Here is a 19,911-nt window from a genome sequence, read left to right on the forward strand (position 1 = left end):
CGCCGCATGGCCGGCCCTACGATGGCGGCCATGCCCGACAAGGTGGATCTCGTCGTCGCCCGGCCCGAAGGCCTGTATTGCCCGCCCGGCGATTTCTACATCGACCCGTGGCGGCCGGTGGGGCGCGCGGTCATCACGCACGCGCATTCGGACCACGCCCGCATCGGGCACGCGCATTACCTCGCGCATACCGACAGCGCCGGCACGTTGCGCACGCGTCTCGGCGCCGACATCAACCTGCAGACGCTCGCCTACGGCGAAGCCATCGAGCACCACGGCGTGCGCCTCTCGCTGCACCCGGCCGGCCACGTGCTGGGCTCGGCGCAGGTGCGGCTCGAACACGGCGGCCGCGTCTGGGTCGCTTCGGGCGACTACAAGACCGAGCCCGACGGCACCTGTCCGCCGTTCGAGCCCGTGCCCTGCGACACCTTCATCACCGAGTCGACCTTCGGCCTGCCGATCTACCGCTGGCCCACGCAGGCGGTGCTGTTCGCGGACATCGATGCGTGGTGGCGCGCCAATGCGGAAGCCGGGCGCGCCTCGGTGCTGTTCTGCTATGCCTTCGGCAAGGCGCAACGCATCCTGCACGGCGTGGATGCGTCGATCGGTCCCATCGTCGTGCACGGCGCGGTCGAGCCGCTCAATGCGGTGTACCGCGCGGCCGGCGTGGCGCTGCCGCAGACGCTGCGCGTCAGCGATCCGGGCGTCGATGCGGCGCTGCTCAAACGCTCCCTCGTTCTGGCGCCGCCTTCGGCGCAGGGCACCCCGTGGATGAAGCGTTTCGGCAACTACGCCGATGCGTTCGCGAGCGGCTGGATGCAGCTGCGCGGCACGCGCCGCCGGCGCGGCGTGGACCGCGGCTTCGTCATGTCCGACCACGCCGACTGGCCCGGCCTGCAGCAGGCCATCGCGGGCACCGGTGCCGAGCGCGTGTTCGTGACGCACGGCAGCGTGCAGGTGATGGTGCGGTGGCTCACGGAAAACGGGCTCGATGCGCAGGGCTTCAAGACCGAGTACGGCGACGAGGACGACCAGGAAGCTCCCTCCACCGCCGGAGGAGAGCCGGGGAGGGCGCAAGCGGCGCTCGATGGAGACGCTGCCAGCCCCGATCCCGACCTTCCCCCGGAGGGGGAAGGAGCCAAGACATGAAAGCCTTCGCCGCGCTCTATCGCGAACTCGACGCAAGCACCTCGAACCTGGTGAAGCAGGCCGCGTTGCAGCGCTACCTGCGCGACGCCGACGCGGCCGATGCCGCATGGGCCGTCTACTTCCTCGCAGGCGGCAAGCCGCGCCAGCTCGTGCCCACCAAGCTGCTGCGCCTGCTCGCACAGGAATCGGCGGGCCTGCCCGAGTGGCTGTTCGACGAGAGCTATGACGCGGTCGGCGATCTTGCCGAGACCATCGCGCTCCTGCTGCCACCGCCGACCGAGGTACACGACCTCGGGCTCGCAGCCTGGGTCGAGGAGCACCTGCTGCCGCTGCGCGAAGCTGCCAAGACCGCGCCCGAGGAACTGGCGGGCCGGCTGCGTGCCCAGTGGCGGCAACTCGCGGCCGAGGAGCGGCTGGTGTATTTCAAGCTCATCACGGGCGCTTTTCGCGTCGGCGTGTCGAAGCTGCAGGTCACGCAGGCGCTCGCGGCCGTGGGCGGCATCGACGCCAAGCGCGTCGCGCAGCGGCTCATGGGCTACACGCACATCGGTGCGCGGCCGCGGGCCGGCGACTACGCCACGCTGATCGCGCCGGAGTCCGATGCCGAGCAGGTGCAAAAGACCAGCGGGCAGCCGTACCCCTTCTTCCTCGCGCATCCGTTCAACATTCCGCTCGCGCAGTTCGATGCGGTGCTGGGGCCGCCGGCCGACTGGATCGTCGAATGGAAGTGGGACGGCATCCGCGCGCAGCTCGTCAAGCGCGCGGGCGTGGTGTGGCTGTGGTCGCGCGGTGAAGAGCTTGTGACCGATCGATTCCCCGAACTCGCGGTGCTCGGCGAGGCGCTGCCCGACGGCACGGTGCTGGACGGCGAGATCGCCGTGTGGCGCAAGGACGAGTCTTCACCCGACGGCGAAGGCAAGGTGCAACCCTTTGCCGAGCTGCAGAAGCGCATCGGCCGCAAGACGCTCGGCGCCAAGCTGCTGCGCGACATCCCCGTGGTGCTGCTGGCCTACGACCTCCTCGAATGGGAGGGACGCGACTTGCGCGCGGAGCCGCAGTCGGCGCGCCGCGTGCTGCTCGATGAACTCGTCACGCGCATGCAGCACCCGTCGCTGCTGCCGAGCCCGATGCTCACCGGCCTCGACTGGAGCGACCTCGCCCGCCAGCGCGAGGCCGCGCGCACCATGGGCGTCGAAGGAATGATGCTCAAGCGCCGCGACGCGCAGTACGGCGTGGGCCGCACGAAGGACGTGGGCGTGTGGTGGAAGTGGAAGATCGAGCCGCTCAGCATCGACGCCGTGCTCATCTACGCGCAGCGCGGCCACGGGCGCCGCGCGAGCCTCTACAGCGACTACACCTTCGCCGTGTGGGACGGCCCGCCCGAGCAAGCGGACCGCAAGCTCGTGCCGTTCGCCAAGGCCTACTCTGGGCTCACCGACGCGGAGATGGGGCGGGTGGACGCGATCATCCGCAAGACCACGGTCGAGACCTTCGGCCCGGTCAAGAGCGTCAAGCCGACGCTGGTGTTCGAGCTGGGCTTCGAAGGCATCGCGCGCAGCACGCGGCACAAGAGCGGCATCGCGGTGCGTTTTCCGCGCATGCTGCGCTGGCGCGAGGACAAGCCGGTGGCCGAAGCCGACACGCTGCAGACGCTGGCTGCGCTGCTGCCGTCATGACCGACCCGGCGGACCCCGCATTCCTCCCTCCCCTCCCGGGGGAGGGCGGGGGTGGGGCGAAGCGGCGTATCAAGAACCGACTGCCCATCGAAGGCCGCGTGCCCCCATCCCAACCTTCCCCCGGGAGGGGAAGGAGCAAGACTGAAGTCAAGGCTGCGCTCGATGCGTGGTTCGTCTCGCGCGGGTGGAAGCCGTTCAGGTTTCAACGCGACGTGTGGAAGGCTGTTGCTGAAGGCAAGTCCGGCATGCTGCATGCCACCACCGGCGCGGGCAAGACCTATGCGGTATGGCTCGGCGCGCTGCAGGTCTTCTCGCAGGCGCGCAAGGAAACCGCTCGCCCTTCGGCCCCGCCGCTCACCGTGCTGTGGCTCACGCCGATGCGCGCGCTCGCTGCCGACACGCTGCGCGCGCTCAAGCAGCCGCTCGAAGCCCTCGGCGCCGAAGTGCATCCGTGGAGCGCCGGCGCGCGCAGCGGCGACACCACCTCGGCCGAGCGCAGCGCACAGAACGAGCGGCTGCCGACCGTGCTCGTCACCACGCCCGAAAGCCTGTCGCTGCTGCTCGCGCGTGCGGACGCGAGCCAGGTGCTGGGCCGCGTGAAGATGGTCGTGGTCGACGAGTGGCACGAGCTGCTCGGCAACAAGCGCGGCGTGCAGGTGCAGCTGGCGCTCGCGCGACTCAAGCGATGGAACGCGGGCCTCGCGATCTGGGGCATGTCGGCCACGCTCGGCAACCTGCAGGAAGCGATGCATTCGCTGCTGGGCCACGAAGACGGCGTGCTGGTGCAGGGCCAGGTGCCCAAGAAGCTCGTCATCGATTCGCTGCTGCCCGGCCGCGCCGAGCGCTTTCCGTGGGGCGGACATCTGGGCCTCACGATGCTGCCGCAGGTGATCGAGGAGATCGCCGCGAGCAGCACGACGCTGGTCTTCACCAACACGCGTTCGCAGGCCGAGATCTGGTACCAGGCGATGCTCGAGGCGAAGCCCGAGTGGGCCGGCACCATCGCGCTGCATCACGGCTCGCTCGACCGCGCGGTGCGCGAATGGGTCGAGCTGGGCCTGAAGAGCGGCGAGCTCAAGGCGGTGGTGTGCACCTCGAGCCTGGACCTGGGCGTGGATTTCCTGCCGGTGGAGCGCGTGCTCCAGATTGGCTCGCCCAAGGGCGTGGCGCGGCTGTTGCAGCGCGCGGGCCGCTCGGGCCATGCGCCGGGGCGGCCGTCGCGCATCACGCTCGTGCCCACGCACAGCATCGAGATGGTGGAGGGCGCCGCGGCGCGCACGGCGATTGCGGCGGGGCACATCGAGGCGCGCCATTCGCCCGACCAGCCGCTCGACGTGCTGGTGCAGCACCTGGTGACGGTGGCGCTCGGTGGCGGCTTCGTGCCCGACGATCTCTACGACGAGGTGCGCGGCACGGCCGCCTACGAATCGCTCTCGCGCGAGAGCTGGCAGTGGTGCCTGGACTTCGTCTCGCAAGGCGGCCCATCGCTCGCCGTGTACCCGGACTACAAGCGCGCCGTGCCCGATGCGGAAGGCGTGTGGCGCGTGCCCGATGCGCGGCTCGCGCGGCGCCATCGCATGAACATCGGCACCATCGTGAGCGATGCGAGCATGGCGGTGCAGTACCTGGGCGGCGCGAAGATCGGCAGCGTCGAGGAAGGATTCGTCGCGCGCATGAAGCCCGGCGACTGCTTCCTCTTCGGCGGCCGCTTGCTCGAACTGGTGCGCATCCACGACATGACGGCCTGGGTGCGCCGCGCCAGCGGCAAGCGCGCTGCCGTGCCGCGCTGGAATGGCGGGCGCATGCCGCTGTCGAACACGCTGGCCGATGCGGTCGTGCAGCAGCTCGCGTTGGCGGGCGAGGGGCACTACGACTCGCCCGAGCTGCAGTGCGTGCGGCCCCTGCTGGAGATCCAGCAGCAGTGGTCCGCTCTGCCGACGCCGCAGACGCTGCTCGCAGAGACGCTGAAGACGCGCGAGGGCTCGCACCTCTTCCTTTATCCGTTCGCCGGTCGCCATGTACACCTGGGGCTTGCAAGCCTGTTGGCCTGGCGCGTGGCGCAGCACGAGGCGCGCACCTTCTCGATCGCCGTCAACGACTACGGCTTCGAGCTGCTGAGCGCGACCGAGGTCGATTGGCCCGCGCTGCTGCCGCAGGTGCTGCGCCTGCCGGAAGGCGAGGGCGACACCGATGCGCGCACTGTGCTGTTGCACGAGGTGCTGGCCTCGCTCAATGCGGGCGAACTGGCGCAGCGGCGCTTTCGCGAGATCGCGCGCGTCTCGGGGCTGATCTTCCAGGGCTATCCGGGCGAAAAGCGCAGCAGCCGGCAGCTGCAGGCGTCGTCTTCGCTGTTCTGGGAGGTGTTCCGCAAATACGACCCGGCGAACAAGCTGCTGCAGCAGGCCGAGCAGGAGTTGCTGTCGCAGGAGCTGGAGATCGGGCGCCTGCGTGCGAGCCTGGAGCGCATGGCCACGCAGCAGCTCGTGCTCAAGCCGCTCGAGCGGCCGACACCGTTTTCGTTTCCGCTGATGGTCGAGCTGTTCCGCGAGAAGCTGTCGAACGAGAACGTGGCCGACCGCATCGCGCGCATGGTCGAGCAGCTGGAAAAAGCCGCGGGCGGCGTGGTCACGGCCGGCGGCGTGGAGCGTGTGAAGAGCACGCTGGCGTTCGGGCAGGAAGGGCCGGGCAAGCCGCCCAGGCCACCGCGCGAGCGCAGGCGGCCTTCTCGGCCGCTACCTCCGCTGTGAGTCTTTCAGCCGCCGTGCGCTTTCACCCACCGCACGATGTCCGCCGCGCCCATCGCGCCGGCCTGCCGCGCCACCTCGCGGCCGCCGCGAAAGAGCGCCAGCGTCGGGATGCTGCGGATGTTGAAGCGCGCGCCGAGCGCGGGCACGGCCTCGGTGTCGACCTTGGCCAGGCGCACATGGGGTTCAAGCTGGGCCGCGGCCTGTTCGTAACCCGGCGCCATCTGGCGGCAGGGGCCGCACCACGGCGCCCAGAAGTCGACCAGCACCGGGATTTCGTTGCGTGCGATGTGGCGGTCGAAGGTCTTTTCGTCGGGCAGCGCGGTCGAATGGCCGGCGAACAGCGCCCTATGGCAACTGCCGCAGTCGGGCGCGCTGCCCAGTTGCTCCGCGCGCACGCGGTTGGTCGTGTGGCAGTGCGGACAGACGATGAGCTTCGGGGGCGATTCGGTCATGGGGGAAAACTGGGGCTCGCACGGTTGAATTGCAAGGCCGCCGCCGGGCCGGGCGTCTTTTGCGACACTCGTCGGCCGTGACCTCTTCGCACCTTACCGCGTCCACGCTCGCTGTCCAATGGGCCGGCGAGCGGCTCCACCTGCTGCCCGAGCGCGCGCTCTGGTGGCCCGGCGAGCGCGTGCTGTTCATTGCCGACCTGCACATCGGCAAGGCCGCGACCTATCGCGCGCTGGGCCAGCCGGTGCCGGGCGGCACCACGCAGCAGAACCTCGCGCGGCTCGACGCTCTGGTCGCCACGCACGCCCCGCGGCACATCGTCTTTCTCGGCGATTTCATGCATGCGGTGCAGGCCCGCACGCCGCAGGTGCTGGCCGCGCTCGATGCCTGGCGTGCAACGCATGCAGCCGTTGCCATGACGCTGGTGCGCGGCAATCACGACAGCCGCGCAGGCGATCCGCCGGCCGCGCTGGGCATAGAGGTGGTCGACGAGCCTTTCCTGCTCGGACCGTTCGCCTGCTGCCACCATCCGCAGTCGCATGCGACGCACTTCGTGCTCGCGGGCCACCTGCACCCGGTGTGCAGGCTCTTCGGACCGGGCCGCGACAGCGTGCGGCTGCCCTGTTTCGTGAGCGATGCGCGGCAGGCGGTGTTGCCCGCCTTCGGCGAGTTCACGGGTGGGTGGCTGATGGAGCGGGCGCCGGAGCGGCGCTTCTACGCGGTGGGCGGTGAGACCGTGTGGGCGCTGCCGTCCTCGGACTGAAGTGCTTGGCTCCTTCCCCCTCTGAGGGAAGGTTGGGATGGGGGCAGGCAGAGCGCCCGATGGCCACGCCGCTTGCCCCCACCCCAGCCCTCCCCCAGCGGGGGAGGGAGAAAGAAAAAGTCAGAGCACCACCGGCTCGTTCGGCAACTCGTTCGTGTCGGCCTGGTCCTCGGCCAGCGGAAAGTGCGCGACCAGCAGGGCCGACATTTCTTCCAGCGCCTGCGTGAGCCCGTCCTCGAAGCGGCCTTCGCGGAACGCCGTGCCCATGCGTTGCGCCATCGCGGCCCACTCGGCATCGTCCACGCGCGAGTCGATCCCGCGGTCGGCCACGATCTCGATCGCATGCTCGGCCAGCAGCAGGTAGATCAAGACGCCGTTGTTGTGCTCGGTGTCCCACACGCGCAGCTTGCCGAACAGCGTGACGGCGCGTTCCCTCGGCGGCGCATGGCGCCAGAGGTACGACATCGGCAAGCCCGCTTCTACGCAGATGCGGATCTCTCCGCTGTGGCGCCGCTCGCTCGCCGCCACACGGGCGGCCAGGCGCTGCATGGCGTCCGCCGGCAGCACGCGCCGCACGGCGGCTTCGTCGGTCCAGCGGTGGCGCCAGATGCGGCCCAGCTTCGAGAAGTGCGACGGTTGTGCAGTTGCCATGTTCACCAGTCTCCCGAAGCGCCGCCGCCGCCGAAATTGCCACCGCCGCCGGAACTGAAGCCGCCGCCGCCACCCCCGCCGCCTCCGCCCCATCCGCCGCCACCGCCGCTGGTCCAGCCGCCACCGCCTCTGCCGCCGCGACCCCCACCGAATCCGGCGAGACCCGAGAACAGCGAGACCATCAGCGCGATCAGCCCGGCGATCACCGCGATGACCGTGCTGGTCGTGAGGAAGAACGCGACTGCGCCGATGCCCCCGCCCATGACGACCGAGCCCAGCGTCTTGCCCAGGATGGCGCGCACGATCGGCGCGCCGACGAAGACGCCGACGAACAGGAAGATCGCGAGGTTCTCCCAGTCGAAGTCGCCGCCCGAGCTGCTGCCGCCGTCGTTGCGCGAAGGCTCGGGCAGCGGCTCGCCGTCGACCAGGCCGATGAGCCGGTCCACCGCCGCATTCAGCCCGCCCGCGAAGTCGTTGTTGCGAAAGCGCGGCTTCATCTCCTCGTCGATGATGCGCACCGCCGCGAGGTCGGGCACGGCGCCTTCGAGCGCCTTGGCCGTGGCGATGCGCATCTTGCGATCGTCCTTGGCGACGATCACGAGGAGGCCGTCGCCCACGTCCTTGCGGCCGATCTTCCAGGCGTCGCCCACGCGCTGCGCATAGCTGGCGATGTCCTCGGGCTGGGTGGTGGGCACCATCAGCACCACGATCTGCGAGCCCTTGCGCTGCTCGAAAGCCGCGAGCTTCGTCTCCAGGCCCGAGCGCTGCGCGGCGTCGAGCGTGCCGGTCTGGTCGATGACGCGCGCGGTGAGCGTGGGCACCGGCAGCAGGCCTTGCGCCAGCGCGGGCAAGGCGACCCATGCAAGCGCTGCGACGAAGACTGCAGCCAGCGCGCGGCGGATCAGGGCTGCAACCATCGATGCGGCTTCTTACTTCTTGGGTGCGCTGAAGTCGACCGTCGGAGGCGTCGAAATCTGCGCTTCGTTCTGCACCGAGAAGTTGGGCTTGGGCGCGTAGCTGAAGATCTTGGCGGTGATGTTGGTGGGGAAGCTGCGCGCGAGCACGTTGTACTCCTGCACGCTCTCGATGTAGCGGTTGCGCGCGACGGTGATGCGGTTCTCGGTGCCTTCCAGCGTCACGCGCAGGTCGCGGAATGCCTGGTTCGCCTTGAGCTCGGGGTAGCGCTCGGACACCACCATCAGCCGCGACAGTGCCGAGGAGAGCTCGCCCTGCGCCTGCTGGAACTTGTTGAAGGCCTCGGGGTTGTTGAGCGTCTCGGGCGTCACCTGGATCGAGGTGGCCTTGGCGCGCGCCTCGATCACCTTGGTGAGCGTGTCCTGCTCGAAGCTGGCCTCGCCCTTGACGGTGGCCACGATGTTGGGCACGAGGTCGGCGCGCCGCTGGTACTGGTTGAGCACCTCGCTCCAGGCCGATTTGCTGGCCTCGTCGAGGGACTGGAACTGGTTGTAGCCGCATCCGCTCAGGGACAGGACCGCCGCGAGAATCAAGAGCCAGCGCTTCATCATCATTTGCATTACCTCCGCGAGAAGAAGCGGAAGGTAGCATAGGTGGCTCCATGTCCCTCGATCCCCTACAGGCACTGCAGGCCGCGAACCGCGCGGTATCGCCCATCCATGCGGCGAACGCCGGCACCTTGCTGATCGCGGGTGCGACGGGTGCCCTGGGGCAGGAGCTGCTCCGAAAGCTGGCCGGGCGCCATCGTTTTGCCCATGCCCGCGTGCTGTCGCGCGAGCCGATCCGCGACGGACTTCGCGGCGTCGAGACGTACCTGAGCCCGGACCTGCCGATCGCGCAATGGCCGCTGACCTCGGCCGACACCGCGGTCATCGCTTTCGACCCGCCCCGGCTCTATCACGACCGCGAGCGTGCGCTGTGGGTGCCGCAGCCTTCCGACCTGCCCGAGCTTGCGAAATGGCTGCGGGCCTGCGGCGTGCAGACGCTGGCCATCGTGCAGCCGCATGACCAGGGCAAATTGCCCGAGGCGCTCAAGCGCGGGCTCGCGAGCCTGGACGAGCAGTCGGTGGTCGCCAACGGCTTCGACCGGGTGATCCTCGTGCGCTCGGCGCGCAAGCCGCTCCATGCGAAATTCGCCAACCCCGCCGAGCGGTTGGCCGCCTGGATGCTGTCGATCGTGCGCTTCATGGTGCCCAGCAGCGAACAGCCGGTGCGCGCCTCCAAGGTGGCGGAACTCGTCGACATCGCGTTGCGCATCGCGCCGGCCGGTGTGCACGTGGCCGCGCCAGAGATGGTGTGGGAGGCTTCGCAGGGCCAGATGCAGGCCGTGGCGCAGCGCTGGTTGAGCTAGCGCATCAGCCGCGCCACTGGCGCAGCATCTCTGCCGAATCGACCACCAGCCCGAGGTGCAGCGACACCATGGCGAGCGCCGCGTTCTCCAGGTGCGCGTCCGTGCCGCGCACCAGGTCGCGCAGCACGACCACGCGGTAGTTGCGGTTGTTGGCGTCGAAGGCGGTATTGAGCACGCAGCAGTCGGTGAAGCCGCCGTTGAGCACCACCGTCTCGATGCGCTGGTTGCGCAAGAGGAAGTCCAGGTCGGTCGGGTAGAACGCCGAGAGCCGGCGCTTGGTGTCCACGCGCATGTCGCCGGGTTCCACGCGCGTGACCCATTCGGTCCAGCGCGAGCCTTCGATGGCGTGCGCGTCGGCATTCGGGATCGCGCCCACATGCAAGGGAAAGGTGCGCCGCCACGCAGCGGGAATGCCGTGGATGTCGTCTTCGCCGCCCGGCCGCAGCACCGACTTGATGTGCACGATGCGCACGCCCAGCGCGCGCACCTCGTCGTGAAAGCTGTCGATCGGTGCCACCACGTCGCGTGCCCGCGGCGCGGGGCATGGGCAGTCGGGGCTGTCGTCCAGGTGCCCGCGGTGCATGTCGATGGAAACGACCGCGGTGGTGGCGGGGTTCAGGTAGTCGGCGAACTGCGCCGTGTCGAGTTCGCGCTCCTCGTTATAGACCCAGGCCTTCATCGGCGTTCTTCTCTCACGTAGGGTTGGCCCAGCGCGCCGGGCTCGTCGTCGCCGCCGCGCTTCTTGCCGAGCGCGACCCAGATCATCACGCCGAGCGTGACGGCATACGGAGTCATCATCACGAAGTACTGCGGCAGCTGGACGCCGGCCGCGGCCAGTTGCGGGATCAGCGCTTCGATGCAGCCGAACAGCAGCGCGCCCGCCAGCGCCTTCCAGGGCGACCAGCGCGCAAAGATCACCAGGCCCACCGCGATCCAGCCGCGTCCGCCGGTCATGCCCGCGATCCAGAGCTTGGTGCTGACCACGGAGATGTAGGCGCCCGCCAGCCCGACCAGCGCTGAGCCCGCGAGCACCGCAACGAACCGCCATGCCGCCACGCGGATGCCCGCCGCATCGGCCGCCTGCGGGTTCTCGCCCACTGCGCGCAGGCGCAGGCCGCTGGAGGTGCGCGTAAAGAACCAGGCCACCGCGCCGAAGATCGGCAGCGTGAGCCAGACCATCGCGTTCTGCTCGAAGAGCCGGCCCACGCCGGGAAGCAGCGACAGCGGCCAGAGCGCCATCGTGCCGATGCCTCCGGTCGCGTGGTTGGTCCATTCGGCCACCGAGCCGACCAGCGCCGTGAGGCCCTGGCAGAAGAACACCAGCGCCAGGCCCGCGATCACCTGGTTCACGCGCAGCCAGATCACCATCACCGCGAACAGCATCGACACCGCGCTGGCCGCCAGCATCGCCAGCACCAGCGACACGACCGGTTGGCCGAGCGTGAGCTGCGCGCCGATGCCGGCCAGCGCGCCGACCAGCATCAGCCCCTCGGCGCCCAGAGAGAGCACGCCCGCGCGTTCGCAAATGATCAGGCCTAGCGCGGCCAGCGCATACGGCACCGCGAAGTCCGGCGTGCTCGCGAGCCAGTTGAGAACGATGCCGCCGTCCATCACACGGCCTCCGCGTTGCCGGTGCCGATGCGCCGAATGCGATGGCGAATGAAGAAATCGCTCGACGCCACGCACACCACGATCACTGCCTGGATCAGCTGCACCATCGAGAAAGGCACCTGGTAGAACACCTGCAGGCTGCGGCCGGTCACGAACAGTGCCGCGACCAGCAGCGCCACCACGGCGGCGGCCAGCGGGTTGTTGCGCGCAAGGAAGGCGATGAGGATGCCCGAGAAGCCATAGCCCTGGTAGAAGGCCTGCGTGAGCCGGCCCTCCTGCCCCGAGGCCACCGCGAAGCCCGCGAGCCCCGCCATCGCGCCCGAAAGCAGCACGGCGCCGTAGATGGTGCGGCGCACCGGCACGCCCACCGCATGCGCCACGCGCGCGTTCGCATCGACGAAGCGCAGGTAGAGCCCGGCGCGGCTCACGCCCACCAGCCACCAGGCGGCCAGCGCGACGACGCCCGCCAGCAGGATCGCGCTACCCACGCCCGCGCCCAGCTCGGGCAGCCGCTCGAAGGCGCGGAACTGCGGCGAGTAGGGGAAGTTGTCCTTCGGGTCCTTCCAGTTGCCGTACACCAGGTGCAGGAGGAAGTTGGCCGCCATGTAGTTGAGCATCAGCGTCGAGATGATCTCGTTCACGCCGAGCTTCAGCTTGAGCCATGCGGGGCCCAGCACCCACAGCAGCCCGCAGCCGATGGCCGCGACGAACATCAGCGGCAGGCGCAGGCTCTCGGGGCCGACCTGCCACATCGAGACGGCGGTGGCGCCGATCGCACCCCAGATCATCTGGCCCTCGAGGCCGAGGTTCCAGAAGCGCGCGCGGAAGGCCATCGACCCCGCCAGGCCCACGAGGATCATCGGCGCGGCCTGGAACAGCACGGCGCGCAGGTTCTGCGCGTCGAAGAAGGTCTGCATCACGAACTCGTTGGCCAGCTCGCCGGCCGGCACGCCCGCGGCCACGAGGATCGCAGCGGAGATCGCCAGGCCCGCCAGCAGCGCGATCGCCAGGATCAGCGCCTGCCACCGGCGTGCCATGTGCTGGCGGATCTCCAGCGCGTAGCGGCGGCTCGCGAGCGGCTGCGGCGCTCGCGCGGGCGTGGGTGTTTTCATGTCTGCCGCCGGTGAATGCGCCATGGCTGCGAGCGATGCGTCAGCCATGGTCCACCATCGCCTGCCCGATGGCCTGCCGGTCGGCCGGCTGTGCGAACTCTCCGGCGATGCGTCCGCGCGTCATCACGCCCACGCGGTCGGCCAGCTGCAGCACCTCGTCGAGGTCTTCGCTGATCAGCAGCACCGCGGCGCCGCCATCGCGCGCGGCGCGCAGGCGCGCATGCACCTCGGCGCTGGCGCGCACGTCGAGCCCGCGGCTCGGGCTGTGCGCGAGCACCAGCGTCGGCGACTTGCCGAACTCGCGCGCCAGCACCAGCTTCTGCGCGTTACCGCCGGAGAGCAGCGCGGCCTTCTGCGACACCGAGCGCACGCCCTGCACGTCGAAGGCGCGCACGGCTTCCTGCGTGTCGGCCTGGATGCGGTTGCGGCGCAAGTGCCACACGGGACCGTAGCGCCCGCTGTGCACGCGGCCGATGGCGTAGTTCTCCGCGACCGACAGGCCGCCTGCGAGCGCGAGGCCGTAGCGGTCGGCCGGGATCGCGGCAATGCCGACATTGCGCCGCGCGGGTGCGGACATGGTCTTCAGATCGCCATGGCCTTCAAGATGCATCTCGCCTTCGAGGCCGCCGCTGACTTCGGGCAGGCCCATGATGGCGCCAGCCAGTTCGCTCTGCCCGTTGCCGCCTACGCCGGCGAGGCCGTAGATTTCGCCGGCGTGCAGTTCGAGGTCGACACCGTCGAGCACGCGGCGGCCTTGCGGCGACGCCGAGGAGCGCAGCCCGCGCACTGACAGCCGCACCGGCCCGCGCGGCGCCTTTGCCGGTTGCGACGAAGGCGCGGCAATGGATTCACCTACCGTGAGCCTCACGAGTTCGCCCACCGACGTGGCGCCGGGCTCCAGCGTTGCCACCGTGCGCCCGCCACGCATCACCGTCACGCGGTCGGCATACTTTTTCACGTCCGCCATCTTGTGCGTGACCAACACCACGGCAGAACCGCTGCGTGCAAGCCCCTGCACCGTCTGCAAGAGGCGTGCGGCTTCCTGATCGGTCAGCACCGCCGTGGGTTCATCCAGGATCAGGATGCGCGCGCCCGCGAGCAGCACCTTGAGGATCTCTACGCGCTGCTGCTCGGCAATCGAGAGTGCGTCGATGCGCCTGGAGGGATCGATGTCGAAGCCCAGCTCCGACGCCTTGTTGCGGATGTCGCGCGAAATCTCGCGCAGCCGCTCTCCATGGCTTTGAAACTCGGCCGGCGGCGGCGCGGTGAGCAGGATGTTCTGCGCCACCGTGAACGGCCGCACCAGCTTGAAGTGCTGGTGGACCATGCCGATGCGGTACCGGGCCGCATCGCGCGGACCGGCCAGGCGCACCACGTTGTCGTCCACCAGCAGTTGCCCGGCCTCGGGCGCATAGAGACCGGCGGCGATGTTCATCAACGAAGACTTGCCCGCGCCGTTCTCTCCGAGCAGCGCATGCACCTCGCCCCAGCGCGCGGCGAAGTGGGCGTCGGTCAGCGCCGCAAAGCCGTCGAAGGTCTTGCGGATGCCGCTGAGTTCGAGCGCGTTGGCGGGCATGGCCTGTCTGTCCGGCTGTCTATTTCTGCGTGACCACGCCCTTGACGAACCAGTCCATCTTCCAGAGGTCGGCATCGGAGAGCACCGCGCCCTTGGCCACGCGCTCCTTGCCATCGCGGTCGGCAAGCGGGCCCGCGTAGATCTGCTTGCCCTTCAGGATGGCTTCGCGTTCCGCGGTGATCGCCGCGGCCTTGTCTTTTGGAACCGCGGGGCCGAAGCCCGCGATGTCGGTGCCGCCGTCCTTCATCTCGATGAAGGCGCCGTATTGCGCGGGCTTCCAGCCGCCGGCCATCACCTTCTTCAACTCAGGCACGAGAAAGCGGTCCCACACCCACACCGACGAGCACAGCGTGGCCTTGGGCGCGAACTGGCGCAGGTCGCGGTGGTGGCCGGTGCCGTACACGCCGCGCTCCTGCGCCACGATCTGCGGCGTGGGGCTGTCCACGTGCTGGCCGATGACGTCGGCGCCCTGGTCGATGAGGGCTGCCGCGGCGGCACGCTCTTTCACCGGATCGTTCCAGGCGCCGGTGTAGATCACGTTGACGGTGGCGTTCGGGTTCATCTTCTGCGCGCCGAGCGCGAAGGCGTTGATGGTCCAGTTCACCACGCCGAAGGGGTTGGCCGCGACGAAGCCGAGCTTGCCGGTCTTCGATGCCGCGCCCGCGGCCATGCCGCAGAGGTACTGGCTCTCGTAGGTGCGGCCGTAGAACGATTCGAGGTTCGTGCCGTTGGTCGTGCCCGAGCCGTTGAGGAAGGCCACGTCGGGATACTTGGCGGCCAGGTCCTTGAAGCTGTCGGAGTAGCCGAAGGCCGTGCCGATCACGATGTTGGCGCCGCGCTGGATGAACTTCTCGGCCGCCGGCTTGATGGCTGAGGCGTCCTCGGGCACGTTCTCGACGAACTGGATCTTCTGGCCGATCTCCTTCTCGATCTTCACGCGGGCTTCGTCGAAGGCCTGCGTCCAGCCGCCGTCGTTCTTCGGGCCGAAGTAGAGCATCGCGATCTTCGGCTTGTCCTTGAGGGTGAAGCCGTCGGCCGCCACCGCGGGCAGCGTGAACAACGCGCCGCCGGCTGCGAGCGTCAGTGCAAGGCCGAGAAAGCCGGTGGTGGGTGTGCGCAGCATGGAGCGACCTTTCATGGGAAGCAGGAAGTGGGACGGAAGAAAAACGAGAGAGGTCGCGCGCGTCACATCATGAAGTTGATGCGGAACACGTTGCCCTCGGGGTCCAGCAAGACGGACTGGTACCAGTTGTAGTAAGTGACGTAGGGCGGCTTGATCAATGTGGCGCCGGCCTCGAGCGCGACGGGCACCATGCGGTCGACATCGGCTTGGCTGTCGACGTCGATGTTCAGCAGGAACTTCACGCCGCGCGTGTCGGAGAACTCGGCCAGGTGCAGCAGCTCGTAGGCATCGAGCGCGTTGAAGCCCAGGCTCGACTTGCCGGTGTCCAGGCCGCGAAAGATGGGCGAGCGGATCGCCTCGATCTCGGAGAAGCCGAACACGCGCTGGTAGAAACCGCTGAGCGCGACCACGTCCTTGGCGAACACGTTGACGTAGGAGAGATGAGCCATGCCGTGCTCCAGCTCAGGCTGTCGCCTTGGTGCCGCCGAAGGTCGTCTGCTTCACGAACTTCGAGGTGAGGTGGTCGCCCGACGAAATGGGCGCGTACTTGGGCGCTTCGCCCGGCGCGAGGCAGCTGGGCAGGCACTCGACCATCGCGTCGTAGTTGGGCTGGTGAAAGAACACCAGCGACTGCCGGCGGTTGGTGCTCGCCACCTCGAAGGGCGGGTTGACCACGCGGTGCAGCGTGGACACCCACAGGTCGTTGGTCCACTGCATCATGAGATCGGCGATGTTGACGACCATGCCGCCCTCGACCTGCGGCACGTCGACCCACTGGCCGGCCTTGTTGAAGACCTGCAGGCCCTTGTCGTCGGGCAAGACGATCGTGAGGCTGCCGTAGTCGCTGTGCGCGCCTGCGCGCAGCTGGCCCGGCAGCGGCGCTTCGCGCTGCGGTGGATAGCTGAGCACGCGGAACATGCTGATGTGCTCGTCGATCTTGTCGTCGAAAAACGTCTCGGGCAGTTCGAGGCCGAGCGCGAAGATGCGCATGAGCGAACGCGAGAGGTCGCTCATTGCCTCGAAGTAGCCTTCATAGGCTTCGCGGAAGCCCTCGATGGGCGGCCAGCTGTTGGGCTCGAAGTGCGGGCCGGCGGCGGGGCCGTGGTGGTAGTCGTCGTCGGGCACGTTCGACGGGCCGATGGAGAACGACTCCTTGAGGTCGCCGGGCGCCGCTTCTTCCAGGCTGTACGAGAGGCCCTCTTCGCCGACCGCGCTGTAGCCGCGCACCGCGTCCTCGCGCGGACGGTCGACCTTGCGTTTTTCCGCCAGCGGCATGTTGAAGAATTCGCGCGAGAGCGAGGAGACGCGCGACACCAGCTCGGCTGGTATGCCGTGGTTGGTGATGACCAGGAAGCCGATGCTGCGGCAGGCCTCGTCGACTTTCTTCGCGATCTCCGCCTTGCCTTCGGCCGTGCCGGCGAAGTAGGGCGCGAGATCGATGATGGGTACGGACAGCAGGGTCATGGGCGGGTCCTCATGCTTGGCATGCCTTTCGCCATGCAACGTCTGTGCCAGTTGGACCAAATGGACAAATCGCATTTGTCGCGTCAGCATGGTGCGCGCCGCGAGGGCCTCGGGGCCGCCGTGGCGCAACGCGATGCACCGCGGCCTTACAGTGGTGCGCCGTTCAGAGAACCTGCAATCCATTGACGAAGAGCGAGGGAAGATGCCGAAGACCAAGGCGCTGGCCGCAGCCAGCAGCACCGACAAGAGCCCGGCGCGAAAGCGCGCGAAACCCGCGGTGCGCAGCGCCTCCGCCGTGAGCCGGCGCCTGCGCCAGATCGAGGACAAGCGCAGCGCGATTCTCGGTGCCGCGCTGGGGCTGTTCTCGCGCTTCGGGCTGCATGGCACATCGATCGACCAGGTGGCGGCGCGCGCCGATGTGTCCAAGAGCAACCTGCTCTATTACTTCGCGAACAAGGAGGAGCTGTACGTCAACGTGCTGCGCGACCTGCTCGCGCTGTGGCTCGAACCGCTGCGCGGCTTCAGCGCCGAGCAGGACCCGGGCGAGGCCATCGGCGACTACATCCGCCGCAAGCTCGTGATCTCGCGCGACAGGCCCGATGCATCACGCCTGTTCTGTCTTGAAATGATCCAGGGCGCGCCGCTGCTGCGCGATGAACTCGACCGCGAACTGCGCACGCTGGTGGAACGTAAATCGGAGGTGATTCGCGCTTGGGTGGAGGCCGGCAAGCTCGCTCCGGTCGATCCGCACCATCTGATCTTCGCGCTCTGGGCGATCACGCAGCACTACGCCGATTTCGGTGTGCAGGTGCATGCGCTGTCGGGGCACACGCTGGACGATGCGGCGTTCTTCGAGCAGACGGTGGAGAACGTGCAGCGCATCGTTCTCCAGGGCATCACCGTGCGTTGATTCAGTGCGGCGGGGCGGCGATCTCGTGATAGCGCCGATCGAAGTAGATGAGACTTTGCGCGGCGCCGCCGATGGCGATCGCCACCGCTTCGCAGAACAGCACGTCGTGCGTGCCGGCGCGGGTGGCGCTCACCACGCGGCAGTCGAATGACGCGGCCGCATCGTCGAGTACCGGAGAGCCGGTGGTCTTGCGGCTCCATCGCCCGGCGGCGAAACGTTCGTCCATCGGCGTCTTGCCGCCGAACAGGCCCGAGAGCGTCTGGTGGCCCGCGGCCAGCACGTTCACGCAGAGCACGCCGTTGGCGGTGAACGCGGGGTACACCGAGGCCGAGCGGTTCAGGCACACGAGCAGCATCGGCGGCTCGTCGGTCACGCTGCACACGGCCGAGGCGGTGAAGCCGGCGCGGCCCGCGGGGCCGTCGGTCGTGATGATGTTCACCGCCGCACCCAGCCGCGCCATCGCGTTGCGGTAGTCGGCCTTGGGCAACACCGGCGGCAGGCCGCTCGGGGGGACAGGAGATGCAATGGCGTTCAGCATGGAAGGCTCCTGAAGATCAGGCCAGGATGCAGGCTTCGTCGAAGGGCAGGCGCGGCAGTCGGCCGAACACCTTCGACGGATCGCCGTGCCCGAGGTTGATGAGGAAGTTGGTGGTCCAGTCGGTGCCTTCGAAGAACGCGGCATCGACCTTCGGCTTGTCGAAGCCCGACATCGGCCCTGCGTCCAGGCCCACCGCGCGCGCGGCGAGCAGCAGGTAGCCGGCCTGCAGGCTGGCGTTGCGAAAAGCGGTTTCGTGCGCGGCTTCCGGGCTGCCGGTGAACCAGCTGCGTGCATCGGCATGCGGGAACAGCGTGGGGAGCTTGTCGTAGAACTTGCGGTCCCACGCGGCGATCACGGTGACGGGGGCCGACATGGTCTTGTCCAGGTTGCCCTTGGAGAGCGCGGGCGCAAGGCGCTGCTTGCCCTCCGGCGTGCGCACGAACACGAAGCGCGCGGGCGAGCAATTGGCCGAGGTCGGCCCCAGGCTGGCCAGCGCATGGATGCGCTGCAGCTGGGCATCGGACACGGGCTCGCCGGTCCAGCCGTTGTGGCTGCGCGCGCGGGTGAAGAGAAGCGCCAGCGCGGCTTCATCGAGGATCTGCGAGGAGGTCATGCGGGAACTGCGGGTGTGCTGACCCGCGCGAGAAAGTCGAGCAGGCTGCGGTTGAAGGCGGCGGCCTCGGTCACGCTGTGCGCGTGGCCGCCGTGCGGCATGAAGTCGAGCGTGACGTCGTGCAGGCCGTCGGCCAGGCGCTGCGAGCAGGTCCAGGGCACGAGCACGTCGTCCTTGGCGGCTGCAATGAGCGTCGGCGCCGTGATGGCGCCCAGGCGCGCGTCGATGTCGAAGGCACGCAGCGCGGCGATGCGCGCGCGCATGTTGGCTTCGCCCGGGAAATGCGCGAACGCGTGATCGACTTCGTCGGCCACGCGCCGGGCGTTCTCGGCGCACCACGCGGCGGGGTACAGGAAGATCGGCTGCGCTTCGACATACGCGCGCGCACCCAGCGCCCCGAGCAGCGCCAGGCGCGCATCGAAGCAGCGCGCCGAATGCGGGTTCGGTTTCGACCATGCGTTGATGAGCACGAGGCTCGCCACGCAATCGGGTGCGTCGAGCGCGAGCTGCAAGCCGACAAGGCCGCCGAGCGCATGGCCCACGAAGTGGCACCTTGCAGTGCCCGCGGCATCGAGGATCTCGATCACGTCGCGCGCCATGTGGGCGATGGCGTGGTCGCCGGGCAATACGTCGGGGCTGCGGCCCGTGCCGCGCTGGTCGTAGACGACGACGCGATGGCCCGCCTCGACCAGCGCACCGAGCTGCGGCTGCCAGAAGCCGGCCGAGCCGCCCAGGCCCGACGACAGCAGCACGGTGGCCGCCGCATCCGACGGCCCATGCACCTCGTAGTGCAGCGACGTCATGCGGGTCAGGCCTTCTTGCCGACGTGCGCGATCGATGCGATCTCGATCAGCGCATCGGGCTTCACGAGGCCGCACTGGATGCAGTAGCGCGCGGGCTTGGTGCCGGGAAAGAACTCGGCATACACCGCATTGATCTTCGCGTAGTCGGCCCAGTCCTTGAGCATGATCTGGTTGAAGGTCACGTCGTCCATGGTGCCGCCCGCGGCCTCGACCACGCCCTGGATGGTGGTAAGCACGTGCCGCGCCTGCGCGCTCGCATCGCCGACATGGACCACGTTGTTGTCCTTGTCGAAGGGCAGCGTGCCCGACACATAGAGCACGCCGTCGGCGAGCGTGCCGGGAACGTAGGGAGCGAGCGGCACGCCGGTACCGGGCGGGATGATGGCTTGCTTGGGCATG

The 19,911-nt window shown here is 68.9% G+C and carries 21 protein-coding genes; 6 read left to right on the forward strand and 15 right to left on the reverse strand.

Features of this window, described 5'->3' with window-relative positions; all coding sequences use genetic code 11:
* Positions 1-21 precede the first annotated feature (21 nt).
* From RT97_RS04335 to RT97_RS04345, 3 genes are read left to right on the forward strand one after another with little or no spacing between them, the layout of a single operon-like run.
* Complete coding sequence (locus RT97_RS04335; RefSeq protein WP_437184090.1) at positions 22-1,149, forward strand: ligase-associated DNA damage response exonuclease; 1,128 nt, start codon at positions 22-24, stop codon at positions 1,147-1,149.
* Positions 1,146-2,825, forward strand: coding sequence for an ATP-dependent DNA ligase (locus RT97_RS04340; RefSeq protein WP_042577557.1), 1,680 nt, complete (start codon positions 1,146-1,148; stop codon positions 2,823-2,825). Before RT97_RS04335 ends, RT97_RS04340 begins: the two co-directional genes overlap by 4 nt.
* Positions 2,822-5,572 (forward strand): ligase-associated DNA damage response DEXH box helicase, encoded by a 2,751-nt coding sequence (locus tag RT97_RS04345; RefSeq protein WP_080898159.1) that lies wholly within the window; start codon positions 2,822-2,824, stop codon positions 5,570-5,572. Before RT97_RS04340 ends, RT97_RS04345 begins: the two co-directional genes overlap by 4 nt.
* 5 nt (positions 5,573-5,577) lie before the next feature.
* Here the strand turns inward: RT97_RS04345 and trxC are convergent, their stop codons facing one another.
* Positions 5,578-6,024 carry a thioredoxin TrxC gene (gene trxC, locus RT97_RS04350; protein WP_042577559.1) on the reverse strand — a complete coding sequence of 149 codons (447 nt, stop codon included), beginning with the start codon at positions 6,022-6,024 and terminating at the stop codon, positions 5,578-5,580.
* A gap of 77 nt (positions 6,025-6,101) precedes the next feature.
* Between trxC and pdeM the strand changes: the two genes are divergently transcribed.
* On the forward strand, positions 6,102-6,785 hold the full coding sequence (pdeM, locus tag RT97_RS04355) for a ligase-associated DNA damage response endonuclease PdeM (protein WP_042577633.1): 684 nt from the start codon (positions 6,102-6,104) through the stop codon (positions 6,783-6,785).
* A 120-nt stretch (positions 6,786-6,905) separates the two neighbouring features.
* On the opposite strand, the gene RT97_RS04360 is transcribed toward pdeM, so the two are convergent.
* From RT97_RS04360 to RT97_RS04370, 3 genes are read right to left on the reverse strand one after another with little or no spacing between them, the layout of a single operon-like run.
* Positions 6,906-7,436, reverse strand: coding sequence for a TPM domain-containing protein (locus RT97_RS04360; protein WP_042577560.1), 531 nt, complete (start codon positions 7,434-7,436; stop codon positions 6,906-6,908).
* Positions 7,437-7,438: 2 nt separating this feature from the next.
* Positions 7,439-8,353 carry a TPM domain-containing protein gene (locus tag RT97_RS04365; RefSeq protein ID WP_042577561.1) on the reverse strand — a complete coding sequence of 305 codons (915 nt, stop codon included), beginning with the start codon at positions 8,351-8,353 and terminating at the stop codon, positions 7,439-7,441.
* Positions 8,354-8,365: 12 nt separating this feature from the next.
* Positions 8,366-8,965: a LemA family protein gene (locus RT97_RS04370; protein ID WP_371127398.1), complete on the reverse strand. Its 600-nt coding sequence runs from the start codon at positions 8,963-8,965 to the stop codon at positions 8,366-8,368.
* Positions 8,966-9,012: 47 nt separating this feature from the next.
* Here RT97_RS04370 and RT97_RS04375 point away from each other — a divergent pair, with 47 nt between their 5' ends.
* Positions 9,013-9,762, forward strand: a complete 750-nt coding sequence (locus RT97_RS04375) for a hypothetical protein (RefSeq protein ID WP_042577562.1) — start codon at positions 9,013-9,015, stop codon at positions 9,760-9,762.
* Positions 9,763-9,766: 4 nt separating this feature from the next.
* Here the strand turns inward: RT97_RS04375 and RT97_RS04380 are convergent, their stop codons facing one another.
* The 7 genes from RT97_RS04380 to RT97_RS04410 all read right to left on the reverse strand — a co-directional run bounded on the left by RT97_RS04380 (position 9,767) and on the right by RT97_RS04410 (position 16,648).
* Positions 9,767-10,441 carry a cysteine hydrolase family protein gene (locus tag RT97_RS04380; protein ID WP_042577563.1) on the reverse strand — a complete coding sequence of 225 codons (675 nt, stop codon included), beginning with the start codon at positions 10,439-10,441 and terminating at the stop codon, positions 9,767-9,769.
* Positions 10,438-11,373 carry an ABC transporter permease gene (locus RT97_RS04385; RefSeq protein WP_042577564.1) on the reverse strand — a complete coding sequence of 312 codons (936 nt, stop codon included), beginning with the start codon at positions 11,371-11,373 and terminating at the stop codon, positions 10,438-10,440. Before RT97_RS04385 ends, RT97_RS04380 begins: the two co-directional genes overlap by 4 nt.
* Entirely contained in the window at positions 11,373-12,533 is a 1,161-nt protein-coding gene (locus tag RT97_RS04390; protein ID WP_080898160.1) for an ABC transporter permease, read from the reverse strand. The genes RT97_RS04385 and RT97_RS04390 overlap by 1 nt, the downstream gene beginning before the upstream one ends.
* Positions 12,526-14,061 carry an ABC transporter ATP-binding protein gene (locus RT97_RS04395; protein WP_042577565.1) on the reverse strand — a complete coding sequence of 512 codons (1,536 nt, stop codon included), beginning with the start codon at positions 14,059-14,061 and terminating at the stop codon, positions 12,526-12,528. The genes RT97_RS04390 and RT97_RS04395 overlap by 8 nt, the downstream gene beginning before the upstream one ends.
* A 19-nt stretch (positions 14,062-14,080) precedes the next feature.
* On the reverse strand, positions 14,081-15,184 hold the full coding sequence (locus RT97_RS04400; RefSeq protein WP_042577566.1) for a BMP family ABC transporter substrate-binding protein: 1,104 nt from the start codon (positions 15,182-15,184) through the stop codon (positions 14,081-14,083).
* A gap of 62 nt (positions 15,185-15,246) precedes the next feature.
* On the reverse strand, positions 15,247-15,633 hold the full coding sequence (locus tag RT97_RS04405) for a VOC family protein (protein WP_042577567.1): 387 nt from the start codon (positions 15,631-15,633) through the stop codon (positions 15,247-15,249).
* Positions 15,634-15,646: 13 nt separating this feature from the next.
* The gene (locus RT97_RS04410) at positions 15,647-16,648 is read right to left on the reverse strand and encodes an isopenicillin N synthase family dioxygenase (protein ID WP_042577568.1); all 1,002 of its coding nucleotides are present in this window, start codon (positions 16,646-16,648) and stop codon (positions 15,647-15,649) included.
* A 202-nt stretch (positions 16,649-16,850) separates the two neighbouring features.
* Between RT97_RS04410 and rutR the strand changes: the two genes are divergently transcribed.
* Positions 16,851-17,558, forward strand: a complete 708-nt coding sequence (gene rutR, locus RT97_RS04415) for an HTH-type transcriptional regulator RutR (protein ID WP_042577569.1) — start codon at positions 16,851-16,853, stop codon at positions 17,556-17,558.
* Between the two features lies 1 nt (position 17,559).
* Here rutR and rutF read toward each other — a convergent pair whose 3' ends face one another.
* Genes rutF through rutC form a run of 4 tightly spaced genes read right to left on the reverse strand, consistent with a single transcriptional unit; the run spans position 17,560 to position 19,910 of the window.
* Entirely contained in the window at positions 17,560-18,096 is a 537-nt protein-coding gene (gene rutF / locus RT97_RS04420) for an NADH-dependent FMN reductase RutF (protein WP_042577570.1), read from the reverse strand.
* A 16-nt stretch (positions 18,097-18,112) separates the two neighbouring features.
* Positions 18,113-18,709: a malonic semialdehyde reductase gene (locus tag RT97_RS04425; RefSeq protein WP_042577571.1), complete on the reverse strand. Its 597-nt coding sequence runs from the start codon at positions 18,707-18,709 to the stop codon at positions 18,113-18,115.
* Positions 18,706-19,512 carry a pyrimidine utilization protein D gene (rutD, locus tag RT97_RS04430; protein ID WP_042577572.1) on the reverse strand — a complete coding sequence of 269 codons (807 nt, stop codon included), beginning with the start codon at positions 19,510-19,512 and terminating at the stop codon, positions 18,706-18,708. The genes RT97_RS04425 and rutD overlap by 4 nt, the downstream gene beginning before the upstream one ends.
* A 5-nt stretch (positions 19,513-19,517) precedes the next feature.
* Entirely contained in the window at positions 19,518-19,910 is a 393-nt protein-coding gene (rutC, locus tag RT97_RS04435; RefSeq protein ID WP_042577573.1) for a pyrimidine utilization protein C, read from the reverse strand.
* Between the last annotated feature and the right edge of the window lies 1 nt (position 19,911).

The sequence above is a fragment of the Variovorax paradoxus genome (genome assembly GCF_000834655.1).
Lineage (GTDB): Bacteria > Pseudomonadota > Gammaproteobacteria > Burkholderiales > Burkholderiaceae_C > Variovorax > Variovorax paradoxus_F.

What these genes read in the sequence shown, in the direction of transcription:
- RT97_RS04340 (WP_042577557.1), top strand. Translation starts at nt 1,146, where the DNA reads ATGAAAGCCTTCGCCGCGCTCTATCGCGAACTCGACGCAAGCACCTCG.
- RT97_RS04425 (WP_042577571.1), bottom strand. Translation starts at nt 18,709, where the DNA reads ATGACCTCCTCGCAGATCCTCGATGAAGCCGCGCTGGCGCTTCTCTTC.
- RT97_RS04370 (WP_371127398.1), bottom strand. Translation starts at nt 8,965, where the DNA reads ATGATGATGAAGCGCTGGCTCTTGATTCTCGCGGCGGTCCTGTCCCTG.
- RT97_RS04375 (WP_042577562.1), top strand. Translation starts at nt 9,013, where the DNA reads ATGTCCCTCGATCCCCTACAGGCACTGCAGGCCGCGAACCGCGCGGTA.
- RT97_RS04345 (WP_080898159.1), top strand. Translation starts at nt 2,822, where the DNA reads ATGACCGACCCGGCGGACCCCGCATTCCTCCCTCCCCTCCCGGGGGAG.
- RT97_RS04365 (WP_042577561.1), bottom strand. Translation starts at nt 8,353, where the DNA reads ATGGTTGCAGCCCTGATCCGCCGCGCGCTGGCTGCAGTCTTCGTCGCA.
- rutR (WP_042577569.1), top strand. Translation starts at nt 16,851, where the DNA reads ATGCCGAAGACCAAGGCGCTGGCCGCAGCCAGCAGCACCGACAAGAGC.
- RT97_RS04335 (WP_437184090.1), top strand. Translation starts at nt 22, where the DNA reads ATGGCGGCCATGCCCGACAAGGTGGATCTCGTCGTCGCCCGGCCCGAA.
- rutF (WP_042577570.1), bottom strand. Translation starts at nt 18,096, where the DNA reads ATGCTGAACGCCATTGCATCTCCTGTCCCCCCGAGCGGCCTGCCGCCG.
- RT97_RS04410 (WP_042577568.1), bottom strand. Translation starts at nt 16,648, where the DNA reads ATGACCCTGCTGTCCGTACCCATCATCGATCTCGCGCCCTACTTCGCC.
- rutC (WP_042577573.1), bottom strand. Translation starts at nt 19,910, where the DNA reads ATGCCCAAGCAAGCCATCATCCCGCCCGGTACCGGCGTGCCGCTCGCT.
- RT97_RS04400 (WP_042577566.1), bottom strand. Translation starts at nt 15,184, where the DNA reads ATGCTGCGCACACCCACCACCGGCTTTCTCGGCCTTGCACTGACGCTC.
- RT97_RS04380 (WP_042577563.1), bottom strand. Translation starts at nt 10,441, where the DNA reads ATGAAGGCCTGGGTCTATAACGAGGAGCGCGAACTCGACACGGCGCAG.
- RT97_RS04405 (WP_042577567.1), bottom strand. Translation starts at nt 15,633, where the DNA reads ATGGCTCATCTCTCCTACGTCAACGTGTTCGCCAAGGACGTGGTCGCG.
- rutD (WP_042577572.1), bottom strand. Translation starts at nt 19,512, where the DNA reads ATGACGTCGCTGCACTACGAGGTGCATGGGCCGTCGGATGCGGCGGCC.
- RT97_RS04385 (WP_042577564.1), bottom strand. Translation starts at nt 11,373, where the DNA reads ATGGACGGCGGCATCGTTCTCAACTGGCTCGCGAGCACGCCGGACTTC.
- RT97_RS04360 (WP_042577560.1), bottom strand. Translation starts at nt 7,436, where the DNA reads ATGGCAACTGCACAACCGTCGCACTTCTCGAAGCTGGGCCGCATCTGG.
- RT97_RS04390 (WP_080898160.1), bottom strand. Translation starts at nt 12,533, where the DNA reads ATGGCTGACGCATCGCTCGCAGCCATGGCGCATTCACCGGCGGCAGAC.
- RT97_RS04395 (WP_042577565.1), bottom strand. Translation starts at nt 14,061, where the DNA reads ATGCCCGCCAACGCGCTCGAACTCAGCGGCATCCGCAAGACCTTCGAC.
- trxC (WP_042577559.1), bottom strand. Translation starts at nt 6,024, where the DNA reads ATGACCGAATCGCCCCCGAAGCTCATCGTCTGTCCGCACTGCCACACG.